Annotated in this window: 10 protein-coding genes; 5 read left to right on the top strand and 5 right to left on the bottom strand. The window is 69.3% G+C overall.

Annotation, left to right across the window (positions count from 1 at the left end; genetic code table 11):
* The first annotated feature begins 51 nt into the window (after positions 1-51).
* Complete coding sequence (locus tag GTY96_RS25570; protein ID WP_161666083.1) at positions 52-762, top strand: LysM peptidoglycan-binding domain-containing protein; 711 nt, start codon at positions 52-54, stop codon at positions 760-762.
* Positions 763-865: 103 nt separating this feature from the next.
* On the opposite strand, the gene GTY96_RS25575 is transcribed toward GTY96_RS25570, so the two are convergent.
* A complete protein-coding gene (locus tag GTY96_RS25575) occupies positions 866-2,923 on the bottom strand; it encodes a metallopeptidase domain-containing protein (protein ID WP_161666084.1) in 2,058 nt (685 codons plus the stop codon).
* Between the two features lie 396 nt (positions 2,924-3,319).
* Here GTY96_RS25575 and GTY96_RS25580 point away from each other — a divergent pair, with 396 nt between their 5' ends.
* Positions 3,320-4,141: a hypothetical protein gene (locus GTY96_RS25580; protein ID WP_143905513.1), complete on the top strand. Its 822-nt coding sequence runs from the start codon at positions 3,320-3,322 to the stop codon at positions 4,139-4,141.
* Here GTY96_RS25580 and GTY96_RS25585 read toward each other — a convergent pair.
* From GTY96_RS25585 to GTY96_RS25595, 3 genes are all read right to left on the bottom strand, one after another.
* Positions 4,119-5,042 carry a toxin-antitoxin system YwqK family antitoxin gene (locus tag GTY96_RS25585; protein WP_161666085.1) on the bottom strand — a complete coding sequence of 308 codons (924 nt, stop codon included), beginning with the start codon at positions 5,040-5,042 and terminating at the stop codon, positions 4,119-4,121. The two genes, GTY96_RS25580 and GTY96_RS25585, sit on opposite strands and share 23 nt — an antisense overlap.
* 49 nt (positions 5,043-5,091) lie before the next feature.
* Positions 5,092-6,591, bottom strand: coding sequence for a HEAT repeat domain-containing protein (locus GTY96_RS25590; protein WP_161666086.1), 1,500 nt, complete (start codon positions 6,589-6,591; stop codon positions 5,092-5,094).
* Positions 6,592-7,000: 409 nt separating this feature from the next.
* Positions 7,001-7,669, bottom strand: a complete 669-nt coding sequence (locus GTY96_RS25595) for a hypothetical protein (RefSeq protein WP_161666087.1) — start codon at positions 7,667-7,669, stop codon at positions 7,001-7,003.
* Positions 7,670-7,762: 93 nt separating this feature from the next.
* Between GTY96_RS25595 and GTY96_RS25600 the strand changes: the two genes are divergently transcribed.
* The 3 genes from GTY96_RS25600 (at position 7,763) to GTY96_RS25610 (ending at position 10,711) form a co-directional block, all read left to right on the top strand.
* The gene (locus GTY96_RS25600; RefSeq protein ID WP_143905522.1) at positions 7,763-8,815 is read left to right on the top strand and encodes a sensor histidine kinase; all 1,053 of its coding nucleotides are present in this window, start codon (positions 7,763-7,765) and stop codon (positions 8,813-8,815) included.
* Positions 8,812-9,597: a LytR/AlgR family response regulator transcription factor gene (locus GTY96_RS25605; RefSeq protein WP_143905524.1), complete on the top strand. Its 786-nt coding sequence runs from the start codon at positions 8,812-8,814 to the stop codon at positions 9,595-9,597. Before GTY96_RS25600 ends, GTY96_RS25605 begins: the two co-directional genes overlap by 4 nt.
* A gap of 118 nt (positions 9,598-9,715) precedes the next feature.
* Positions 9,716-10,711, top strand: coding sequence for a TolB family protein (locus tag GTY96_RS25610; protein WP_143905526.1), 996 nt, complete (start codon positions 9,716-9,718; stop codon positions 10,709-10,711).
* Positions 10,712-10,723: 12 nt separating this feature from the next.
* On the opposite strand, the gene GTY96_RS25615 is transcribed toward GTY96_RS25610, so the two are convergent.
* Positions 10,724-12,406: a DUF4091 domain-containing protein gene (locus tag GTY96_RS25615; RefSeq protein WP_235685850.1), complete on the bottom strand. Its 1,683-nt coding sequence runs from the start codon at positions 12,404-12,406 to the stop codon at positions 10,724-10,726.
* Between the last annotated feature and the right edge of the window lie 81 nt (positions 12,407-12,487).

Here is a 12,487-nt window from a genome sequence, read left to right on the forward strand (position 1 = left end):
TTCTCCATGGCAGCCCGCTTTCCACTCCCTCGCCCCACCCAGGAGGCGCCCATGGACTACCGCATCAAGTCAGGTGACACGCTGTCCCAGATCGCCAAGACGCACCACACCAGCGTCAGCGCGCTGATGAAGGCCAACCCGAAGCTCAAGGACGCGAACGTCATCCAGGCAGGCAAGTCCCTGAACATCCCTGGCAAGACGGACGGGTTCGATGACAAGCCCTCGCGGGCCATGGGCTCCCGGTCGTCAGCGAAGTCCGACGCCAAGAACACCACCTCCGGCGCGGACGCCGCGTCCTCCGGTGGCGCGAAGGGCGCCAAGGGCAATCCCTTGGACATCGCGAAGAAGCACCTGAACAAGAACGCCGGGTCGCTGAAGCTGGAGAAGAAGGGAGTGGGCGCCGACATGGACGACAACGTCGGCAACAAGGTCAACTGCGCCAACTTCGTCTCCGCGTGCCTGGAGCAGGCCGGGCAGATCAAGGACAGCCAGCACAGCAACCTGGTGCGCGGCCTCCAGAACAACCTGGACAAGGACAAGAACTTCAAGCGCGTGTCCTTGAAGGATGCCAAGCCCGGCGACGTGGTCAGCTTGAAGACGGGCTCGGGTGTCGATGACCGCCACGTGGTGATCTTCGCGGGCTGGAAGAATGGGAAGGCGGAGTTCATCGGCTCGAACAACCGGAACCCCGACCGCACGCAGCGGATCACCATGACGATGTCGAACGCCCCCGTCCTGTCCGTCCACCACTACACGGGCTGACACCGACCGTGGAGGGGTGGACGGCCAGTCGCGGGCCGGGAGGTGCTTCACGCAGGGAGCCGGGTGCGCCGCGGCTCCCCGCCTTCAGACCCCGGCGGCCCGGTCACCGTGCGTTCGGGGCGGTCCCGATCACGTTCACCGTGGCCGTGGCGCTGGCCGCGATGCCGAAGTCATCCTGGTTGATGAGCAGCTCCACGGTGTGAACGCCCCGCGCATTCAGCGGAACGGTCTTGGTCATCGTGAACGAGTAGGCGCCGCCCGGAGGCAGGTTGACGCCCCAGTCGGGCCAGGAGGTCTCCCAGCCGTCAGGCAGGGTGGACCAGAAGTCGTACCAGACCCAATTGCATGAGGCGGAGTCATTGTCGGTGACGGTCACCGACCACGTGACGTCCGAGCCCGGGGCCGCCGTCACCGTCGCCGGTGAGAGCGAGAGCGTGGGCGGCGTCGCGATGCAGCGCTCGACGACCTCCACGGTGGCCGTCCGCTGCACGGTCTGGCTGCCCCGCGTGACGGTGACGCCCGCCGTGTAGGAGCCAAGCGGCGTGCTGTAGGGCACATACGTCTGGAGGACCAGGGTGTCGGAGCTGGCGGCCGCGAGGGTGCGCTGCGCGGGCAGCGGGTCCGCGCCCCAGCCCGTGGGGACGATGGCGGCGAGCTGGAAGGTGCTCGGACCGCAGCCGGCCGAGTCCCGGTTGGTGATGGACAGCTCGAACTCCGGTCGTGCTCCGGGCGAGAAGGTGGGCTCCAGGGCCGTCACCCGCACCTCGGGCGCGGCCTGCACGCAGGTCGTCACGCGGCGCTGGACGCTCACCGTCAGCCCCGCGGACGTCGCCGCGTTCACCGTGAGGGAGAGGTCGCCATAGGGGTCATTCCACGTCGTGCCCCGCAGCAGGGCCGGGTCGCTCCAGGACGACGTCTGGGGCGTGAAGTCGAGCAGATGGGTGCCGCCGCGCGTCTCCGCGTCCGCCAGGTGGATGAGCGCGCCGCCGAACACCTGGGACGCCAGCGTCGACTCGAAGCGCCCCACGGGCTGGCGGTACTCCACCCACAGCCAGTCGTTGGTGCCAGGGCGCCGGCGCACCTTGAGCGCCTTGAGTCCACCGGAGGCCACCATCGGCGCCAGCGTGAAGGTGCCACCCGTGGCGTCCACCTCGGCCACGGCGGACGGAGCCAACCAGCCGATGCGCGCCTTGTGCGGCGCCGCGTAGTGGCCCAGGTTCCAGGAGCCCATCGTGGAGAAGAGGTCTCCATATTCGTCGATGGTGCCCAGGGCGCCCGGCATGCCCAGCGCCTCCGTGGAGAAGTCTCGAGAGCCCGCGTGGTCCAGCGTGAGGTTGTGTCCTGCCTCATGCGTCACCAGCTTCACGGCGGTGTCGTTGTTCCCCATCCAGTCAGCGACGAGCCACGCCATGGAGGCCGTCACGGTGCCATCCGCCGTCACGACCTGTCCGCAGGACAGGGTGGCCTGTCCCGCATAGGAGCAGCCCTGCGAGGGATTGGGGTGGACGATGAAGATGCGGTCGTACTGCGTGAAGTCCACGTCCGCGTCCGCCGCTCGCACGGCGGCGTCGCGCATGGCATCCACCTCTGAACAGGAATAGGCGCGGTCCAGCGTGTACCAGCCCACCACGTTGCCCGTGGTGGTGGTGCGTCCCTCGGAGACCTCGCTCCAGTAGCTCGCCAGCGAGCGCTGCGTGGAGGAGAAGAAGCTGTCGTGGATGCCCTGCGGGGTGACGGCGGGCCGGGGCATGCCCGGGAAGTCCGCGAGGATGACCAGGCTGCGCTGAACTCCAGTGAGCCCGCACGTTCCCAAGGTGGACTGCAAGGCCGCGGCCTGACGGTCCACTTCCACGCTCCGGGCCGTGAACCGGTGCGCCCCCTCGGTTCCGCGCAACGTCACGCGCAGGCCACTGCGCAACCCTTCCGGTGCCCCGCCGGTGAAGACCACCGGTCGGTGCTGGTTCCCGGTGAAGAGGAAGTACTCCTCGCGCGATTCAGCCAGCGAGGGCGCGTCCGCGACCCGGACCTCGAGCACGCCCTGCACCACCTGCTCACGGCTGGCGTCCCGAGCCGCTGGGGCCGCGTGCTCCTCTGGGACGGAGACCTGCGGGTTACAGGCCGCGAGCCACACGGCCGCGGTGATGCTCCACATGCGGGACATTTCCCCTCCGGCGAGTGGCGGCCCGGCGCGGGAGTGCGCCTGGCGACCGCCGCGCGCCTTGTGCCCCCAGTCGCGCCCGCGCGCAACGACGATTGGGAGCGGAGCGCCGCGGCGTCACCGGGCACGGGAGGCGACGCCGCCATGCAAGGCTTGCCGGACGCGTGCAAGGTTTGCCGTGCCGGCGCGCGGTTTCCGGCAAGCCTTGCCAGGCACGGTGCGCCGTCGTGGGCCGGGCCTCTGGGTTCAGGGTTGGCATCCGGGTTGCTCAGGAGGATGCGTGCTCAGCCCATCATCAAGGCGGGCCTGAAACGGAGACTGGCTTTGAGAACCCGAATCCTCCTTTTGCTCGCGGCATTGTTCTTCATCCACATCCCTCTTTCCGCCCAGGCCCAGGATATGGACTATCCGAGGTGCGGAACCCCCTACCCGAAGTGGTGGTGGAACAAGAATGGGCTCCTCGAGAAGGTCGGGATCCGCAACTGGGACATCCAGCAGGTCGGGCGCACGTTCCAGGTCCGCTTCGACGCCGTGAACCTCACGGACGCCGTCCTCGACTCCGGGCAGGTGTACACGTTGAGCCACGCGGCCGTGGACCCCTCCGGGCACCGGGATCCTTCGTCGCTCACCGTGCCCGCGGATCCTCGCGCGCTGCTGGGCGCGGAGGCGATTGTCCAGGGCCGGCTCCCCAGGCTGGCGCCCGGCCAGTCCGTCACCATCCGCGCGGAGGCGCAGGCCTTCCGGGAGGATGCGAACCACCTGCTGACGATCAGCTTCCTGGACGGCCAGCAGGTGCGCCTCCCGGCGGAGCCCGAGCCGTCGCCCTGGTTCTGGGTGCGCGTCCTCCAGCCGGACACGCGGGGTGCCGTCTTCCGCACCGTGACGAGCTCCGTGGAGGCCGTGGACTCGCGGATCCCGGGCTACGAGGCGCGCCATGTCCGCGCCACGCTCCAGAACGTGGGCAGCGTCACGCTGCGCGAAGGCACGCCCGTGGCCATGGGGCACAGCAGCGCGGCTTCGGCGGCGGGCCTCTGGAGCCCGGAGGATGACAAGGACCCGAATGATCCGGGCAACCCCTACGCCGTCATCTTCCGCACGATCCCGTACCAGGGTGTCCTCGAACGGGCCGTGGCACCGGGTGGCACCTTCACGGTGGAGGGAACGGTGTATCTGCCCCCGGGTCCCTGCATGCAGCTGATCACCGTGTCGGTGGGGCGCTGAGTTCCTGAAGCACACCGGCGTGGAACACCCGGGCCCGCTCCACCGGGCTCCACTCGTCGGTGCCGGTCCAGAGGCCCTCCTCCAGACCGTCCTTGACCTCCCCCCGGCCCCAGAGCCGCTTCTCCGAGGCATCCTCGGTGTGGCTCGGGGGGAGGTGGTACTGCCAGGTCCCCTGCCGCACGCCGTTCTCGAAGTGGCCAGAAGCCAGGGGGGCTCCGGTCATGAAGAAGAAGCGGAAGGGGCCCTCCGGCTTGTCGTCCTTGAAGGCTCCCTCCGACTTCACCTTTCCGTTGGGCCATCTCGCGTCCGGCGTCACCGCCGTGGGGTAGTGGGACGCGGACCCGGCATAGAGGGAGAGCTCGTCGGCGGGGTCGCTGGCCTTCTGCTTCCTCGGCTTCTTCGCACCGGTTCCCGCCGCCAGGGCCTTGCGGCGGACCTTCTCGATGCGGGCGATACACCAGTCATCGAAGCTCGCCGGCTTCTTCTGGGAGAGCGCGAGACTCTCTTCGACCTCCCAGACGCGCGGCTCCTCTCCGTCGAGCCTCAAGCACCAGCCGCCCACGTCGGAGAGGTCGGAGCCCGCGAAGAACGCGCCATTGGCGCGACGGACCGCCGCCTGGAGGAGCGCCTTGTAGAGGTGCCAGTCGAAACCGGCCTCCGCGAGCCCGATGGTGGGCTGAAGGTGCAGGGGGACGAAGGCCAGTTGAAGTCCCGGGGCCAGGATCGACGGATACCCGCACCGAGCGACGAACGCGCGCAGGGCGGGCGGCACCAGGTGCGCCCAGAGGGGGTGCGGCGCGTCGACGGTCGGCGAGCCTTCGCGGATCCAATGCCTCTTGCCGTTCGCGTCCAGAAGAGACTTCAGCGCTTCAAAGGCGTCCGCGGCACGAGATTCCATCATCCCCGGAAGCATAGCCCCGCCCGTGCGCGGCAGGTCGTGCCTCGGTCCGTCACACGGCCTCGGGGACATCCTTCGCCGGGGGGCCTTCGTACCGGGTCAGGTGGCCCTCCAGCTGTTGATCCAGGCCCATGGAGCAACACCCACTCAGGCTCGCGTTCAACAGGGCGAAGAGGTCCTCCTCCGTGCCTCGCCGGGAGAGTGCCCGGATGGCCTCCTCGACTTCGGGCGAGACGTGGGGAAAAAAGACAAGGGACGGGAATTCACCCGCCCCCCGGGCGCGAGCATCGGCGAGGACCGCCAGGAACAGCGGCCGGCTCTCTTCCGCGTCCAACGTCCCGAGCCACCCCAACGCCTCGGCGCGGGTCCAGGGGTCGGGCTCTTCGTGGGCGAGCCGACGCAGTGGCTCGAGCCACTCCCGCCGGCCCTGCTGGACGAGCCCCGCGAATGCCTGGAGGCGAACCCTGGGGCTGCTGTCGTGAGTCAGGGTCAGGAGCTTGTCACACCAGCCCGCTCCGGACTCGCCGAGCGCGAGCAGCCCCTTGAGGGCAAACTCACATCGCTCTTCATGGGGTCCTCGCAGCACGGCCAGGAACAGGGGACGGTCCGCGGGCAACGGGTTGGCCGAGGCATACCGGAGGATCCTTTCCACGAGCAGCGAGTTGTCTGGATATCGCTCCGCCGCGAGCGCCCAGCGGACGGCGACGGCGCGGTCCCGCACCCACAGGGCATCGAGCAGCTCCATGCGGACGCTCGACGCCACATCGAAGTCACAGAGCAGCCGGTACAGCACCCGCCGCCGGGCCTCACCCCATTCACACAACACCTCCCTCGCATAGCGGAAGGCCCGGGGATGCTTCACGAGACCGCAGGGCACGGTGCAGGCAACGCTCTCCATCCGCACGACGCGTTCGAGCCGGCGCAGCAGCCCGTCCTCTCCAAGATGCGCAAGCAGGTCCGACAGGGGAAGCAGGAGCGTTTCCACGGCCCATCGACGCAAGCTTGGAGAAGTGCCGGTGAGACCTGCCAGCGCGTCGGGGGACTGTCGCCACACCATCCAAACCTCTACATCCTCCAGTTGCTCGGCCGTCAGCTCTCGACTCCACTCCACGAGGTGCGTCCATGCTTCGGGCCGCTCGCGCAGGGCAAGCGCCACGTTGACGTTGAGCAAGCGACCCGATGGGCCCTGCGCCTCCAAGAGCTGGCGGTCGCATGAGTTCCAGCGCGCGAACAGCCACTCCATGAGCGCCGGGGGTTGAGGGACTCCATGCTGGGGGACGGGGAACCGGAACTGGTTGCTTTCGAGCAGGGCCTCGACCACGCGCTGGCGTTGGCTGAGGCCCGCCAAGGACCGGCGCCTGTCGCAACCGCGAAGCCTTGAGAGGAGTCGGGCCCGGTCACCGGGGTCCATCCGGGCGAGGGCCTCCTCGATGTCCGCTCCGAAGTCCTCGAGCCGCACAAAGAAGAGGAGATACGACAGCTTGAAGGAGGGAGCGTCGGGCTCGACTGCCTCTTCATGGAGCTGGAGCAGTTCCCGCGCGGAGAGCGTCATGCCGTGCTTCAAAACGGCTCGCAGCGCCATGTCTCGAACGAGGGGGTCTTCTCGTGGGTCGAGCAGCAGGGACTTGAGGAGAGGGTGCAGCCCGGCGCCCCCGACAATGCCTAACAACCAGACGATTCGGCACCGCGAGTCGGCGGACTCTCGTGGAGTCTCATCCAGGAGGGACCGCAACTGCGCGCGGAGACTCTCGCGCGAGGACCACACCAACGGGCGAAGCGAGGACACACAGGACGCCGAATCGGGACCGGCTGGCGAAACCGGCTGCGAGAGCGCAGGAAGTGCCATGCAGCGTAATGGAGCCATGGACCGGGCGCAAACCCACCCTTCCCACGATGCCCAGGCCCCGCGCTCCACTCCGGGCCGCCTGTCCTCGGGTCTGTTCCTCCGGGAACTCCTTCGCCTACGGGCGGAAGAGCAGCCGGTCCAGGAACGAGCGGCGCCGCGGGATGACGGGAGTCCCACGCTGTTCCGGCAGGTCGTCGAGGCTCAGCTCTCCCCCGTCCCCTCCCGAGAACAGCCAGAGGTCGACGTCCCCTGCGTCCGGAGCGGGCGTGCTCAGGCTCTCGTACAGCCCCACCTCCTCCATGCGAAGGTGCGCAGGGAGCTGCTTGAAGCCATCCTCCTTCGCGGCCTTCAGCGCCGCCGCCAGCGCGCGCACCTCCGAGTGAGTCAGGCAGTACGCGGTGTGCGCACGGCCGAGCCGCTTCGCGCGCTCCGGGAGGCGCTCGAGATGCGCCACGACATCCGCGCGCGAGGGCACCTCCCACAGGAACCCGAGCAGGTTGGTATCTCCATACGCATGGAGGATGGCTCCGAGCCACGCGAAGAACCCGCCGACGGAATCGGCGTGGAAGATCATCCGGGCCCCCAGCTCCCGCAGGTACTCGGGGGCCACCCACTCCTGGCCTGGGTCGATGAGGATCCGCTCGAGATAGCGGCCCGAATCCTCGCCTCGCATGGGCTCACGTTCCGGCTCGGGCTCCTGCGCTTCCTTGAGCGCGGGGAGCAGGAACGCCGGACGCTCCAGGAGCGCCACGGGCAGGCGGAAGAAGCTGAATGCGTTTCCCATGAGGCGCCCAAGCTACCAGCCGAGCCCCCTGGCTCATTCGTCTTCGTCCACGAGCCTCCGCCGCGCCAGGGAGTTGACGTATACGCTGAGGCCATGGTGCGTGCGGCATGGTGGAAGTGGTGGGTGGCGGCCTTCGCCTACTGGACGGTGCAGGGCCTGGCCGCCGCCAGCGAGGCCCACTCCGTCCGCGAGGTGACGTGGCGCCATGCCCTGCTCACCGAGGGCATCTCCCACGTGCTGTGGGTGCCCATCACCCTCGCCATCCTGCACTTCAGCCTGCGCTACCCGCTGGAGCGGCGACGCTGGCGCTCACGCGTCGCCCTGCACGTGGCGGGTGCACTCGCCGTCTCGCTCATCCGCGCCACGCTCATCTATGCGCTGGATCCGTGGGTCGGTTGGTATGCCACCCCGCCCGCGTACGGCGCGGTGCTCAAGCACGCGCTGGTCTACAACCCCTTCATCTACCTGACGCTCCTGGGAGTGGCGCATGCCGTCTACTTCGCCGAGCAGCTCCGGCTGAGGGACACCCAGCTCGCGCGCGCGCAGCTGCACGTCCTCAAGGCACAGCTCCATCCGCACTTCCTCTTCAACACGCTGCACTCCATCTCCGCCCTCGTGCACCGGGATCCAGGCGGCAGCGAACGGATGATCGCCCGCCTGAGCGACCTGCTGCGCGGCACGCTCGACGCGGCGGCCCGGGAGGAAGTGTCGCTTCAAGAAGAGCTGCGCACCCTCCAGCTCTACCTGGACATCCAGGGGGTGCGCTTCACCGACCGCCTTCGGGTGCGGCACGAGATCGAGCAGGACGTGCTCGGGGCGCAGGTACCCCACCTCGTGCTCCAACCCCTGGTGGAGAACGCCATCCAGCATGGCATCGCGCCGCGCTCGACCCCCGGCACGGTGACCGTCGTCGCCCGGCGCTCGGGCTCCGAGCTGCACCTGGAGGTGCGTGACGACGGCGTCGGGCTGCGGCCCGGCGCGGACACGGCCCCAGGTGGACCTGGGAGCGGCAAGGGGCTGTGGATCACCCGGGAGCGCCTGCTCCAGCTCTACGGCGCCAACCAGCGGATGGAGCTGCGAGGCGCACCGGAGGGAGGCGCCTGCGTGACGCTCGCCATCCCCTTGCGGCTGGAGTCCGCGGCGTGAGCCCCCCCATCCGCGTGCTCATCGTCGACGACGAACCGCTCGCCCGCGAACGCCTCAAGGATGTCCTGGCCGACGAAGCCGACATGTCCGTCATCGGCGAGTGCCGCGACGGCGGCGAGGCCATCGCGGCGATCCTCCGGGAGCGCCCGGACCTCGTCCTGCTGGATGTGGAGATGCCCGAGCCCAACGGCTTCGGCGTGCTCCGCGCGGTGTCCCCCGAGCACCAACCGGCGGTCATCTTCGTGACCGCCCACCGCGACTTCGCGGTCCAGGCGTTCGAGGCCAACGCGCTCGACTACCTGCTCAAGCCCTTCGACCGAGAGCGTTTCCGCCTCAGCCTCACGCGGGTGAGGGCGCGCCGCCGCACCGGCGCGACGGAGCTCGATTCGGAGCTCCTGGAGCGGCTGGACTCGCTGTCGCTCCGGCGGTCACCACCCTCCGAGCCCTACCTGACGCGGCTGGTGACCAAGGTGGGCTGGCGCATGAAGTTCCTGCGCGTCGAGGACATCGACTACCTGGAGGCCGAGGGCAACTATGTCTCCGTGCACCTGGGCAAGGAGTCCTACCTGGTCCGGGAGACGATGAACGCGCTGGAGGCGAAGCTGGACCCCAAGGCCTTCGTGCGCGCGCACCGCTCGCTCATCCTCCGGATCGACCGCGTCGAGGAGGTGGAGCCCCTGCCTCCCGGCGAATACGTCCTCACGCTGCGCAACGGCACCCGGTTGACGTCGGGCCGGAGCTACCGCGCACGGCTCCAGCGGGTGCTCGACCTGCCGTCCTGAGCCACGTCCGGACTCCGGCCTCCACGGCTCGTCCCTGGACCTCCACCGTTCGTCACAACGCCGTCGTCCCCCGAGCGAAGTCAGGCGACCGTCGCCTCCTCAACCGAGGAGACATCGCATGCATCGCTTCATGCCGAAGACGTCGTGGTCCCTGAGCCTGATGCTCGCCGTATCGTCCGTGGCGCTGGCGTGCGGCGGGACCGAGCCGGAACAGAAGCCGGAGCCCAAGTCGGACGAAGCCCTGGTGATGGAGGAGCTGGCCGCCCGGGGCCTGGATCCCGCTGGAGCGGCGGGAGGTTCGCACTGCACGCCGGGCGGGACGCTCTTCGCGCCCGGGGAGATCTCCCTGCCGGAGCGCTCGGAGTACCGGATCACCTTCTCCGCGGATGGACAGACGGCGTACTACCACGTGGACACGGCGGAGCCCCCCACGCAGATCATCTACGTGTCGCACCGGGTGAACGGACACTTCACCCCGGGCGTGGTGGCGTCGTTCTCCGGCACGTACGCGGACTCGGACCCCTTCCTCGCTCCGGATGGCCGCTCGCTCTACTTCTCCTCCGCCCGTCCCGTGAATGGCGTGCCCCGCGAGGACACCGACCTCTGGGTCGTCCGCCGCACCGCGAGCGGAGAGTGGGGCGAGCCCGAGCACCTGGGCCCCCAAGTCAACTCGGACCGCCAGGAGCTCTTCGCGAGCGTGACGAATGACGGGACGCTCTACTTCGCCAGCGGCACCTTCGACTCGGACTTCGACATCTACAGCGCGGAGCCGCGCGGCACGGGCTTCGCTCCCGCGGAGCGGCTGGGCGTCGGGGTGAACAGCACGGACTACTGGGAGTACAACTCGCAGATCTCCCCGGATGGCCGGCTCCTCATCTTCGCCTCGCTCAACCGCGAGGAGGGCTACGGCCTGGGCGACCTGTACGCGAGCGTCAAGCTCGGCGGGCGGTGGCTCAAGGCCATCAACCTGGGGCCGGGGGTGAACACGGAGAAGGACGAGTTCCACCCCACGCTGAGCCCCGACGGAAAGGGCATCTACTTCGTGCGGCAGACCTGGGACCCGTACGTGCCGTCTGACTTCTACCACGTCGAGCTGCGCTGCCTGCTGCCCTGACCTTCAGGGGGCTCAGGGCCCGGCGCACTCCGGCCGCAGCTGCTGGTAGCGCCGGATGAGCAGCTGCCGGGCCCTGTCGAACGCCGCGCCGTCATTCGGAACGGCCCAGGCATGCGGGATGAGCTGCCGGGCCACGGCGCGCGCGTAGCCCGGGTCTCCCGCGTCGCTCACCAGCTTCAGCCATTCGTAGTCCTGCATGCCCAGCCGGATGAGCTTCATCCGCAGGGAGGGCAGGGGCACCTCCGTGGTGCCGCCGATGATGGACGGGAGCCCCGGGTAGAAGAGCGTGCCATCGCCGTTGCCATTGAAGCGGAACTGGGTCGTCCACGCCGTCGAGAGCAGCCCCACCGTCTGGTAGTACAGCTCGCCGCGCGCGCCCTCGACGAAGTCCAGCCATTGCATGCCTCGCGCCTTCGCCGCGGAGCGGTCCACCATGTACGAGGGCCAGCCCTGCCCCGGCGTGTTCTCCGGGAGAGGGGGCTCGCCGGGGACGCAACCGTGGCTCGCGCAGCTCTGGTACAGCCACAGCTCACGACCGGGGCGTGAGAGGAAGTCGTCGTACTTCGGGCGCTGGTTGCCCACGTAGGGGGGCAGCGTCCCGTCGATGAAGTTCACCAGCACGGTGTCCAGGTCGATGTCCTCCAGGAGCCCGTGGTTCTCCAGCTCCGTGACGGTGGTGGTGAGCAGCGTGCGCAGGCGCGGCGCCACGGTGCGGGTCAGGCCCGCGCGGGCGGTCGCCTCCGCCCAAGAGGTGCCATAGGGCGGCTCGTCCCCCACGTAGTCGAAGGCGCGCGAGAGCCACCCACGGGTCTCCGCCTGGGATTGGAACTCCGCGAGCGACGCGCCGTTGCCCGGCCCCAGGTACTGCATGGCCGTCATGCGGGCGCCGGACAGCCGGTTGGGAGCACGGCCCGCGAGGAAGGGCCCCCAGCGCGACGCGAAGGTGTCGTAGTCCGGCAGGTCCCAGGTGGGTTGATCCACCTGCCGGGGAAAGCCGCTCGCCAGCGTGATGCGGTGCTCCAGCGCCATCCGATGGAACCGCTTCAACAGCCGGACCTGGGTCTCCACGGGACACAGCGGATCCCCGGTGAAGGCACGGCACACATGCGGAGGCCAGAGCAGGAAGGCGCTGCGCAGGGAGGACGTGCTCGGCAGCACCGCGTCCACCACCTGGAGGTGCACCGTCACGCTCGCGACGAACCCCGCGCCCTTCAAGCGCACCCCACCGGAATAGCGTCCCGGGGGAGCGTGCGCCGGCACGTGCACGTCCACCCAGAGGGCCCGGGACTCACCGGCTGGGACATCGAAGGGAAACGCCAGACGCTTCTCCCCCACCACCTCGTCCACGTCTGGCACCAGCCCGTCCGGCCAGCGTCCGGCCGTGCCAGGAGGGGTGGGGGTGGTGATGTCCAGCAGCGCCTCCCGGTAGAGCAGGACGTCCTCTCCGTGGATGCGCGCCCGCCTCCCCTCGAAGCCCGGCGGCGACGCGCTCACGCTCCGCAGTCCCGCCGAGCCTCCGTGCAGGACCACCTGGAAGGAGGCGAACTCGTTGCGCGCGGCCGTCAGCTCCAGCTCAGGCTGGAAGCGGGGCGGGGTCTCCGGGCGCACCTTCACCATCGCGCTCTCCGCCCAGATGGAGGGCGGGGTCGGATGCGCCGCGACGGCGGCGGCCCACAGCCAGGACAAGATGCCCATCCAAGGTGCCAGGGATTGCATGGACAGACAGCCTGAGAGGCGAGAGGAATTGAGTCAACCCGCCCTCCAGTCCCGGTGCGC

Source organism: Corallococcus silvisoli, from assembly GCF_009909145.1.
Lineage (GTDB): Bacteria > Myxococcota > Myxococcia > Myxococcales > Myxococcaceae > Corallococcus > Corallococcus silvisoli.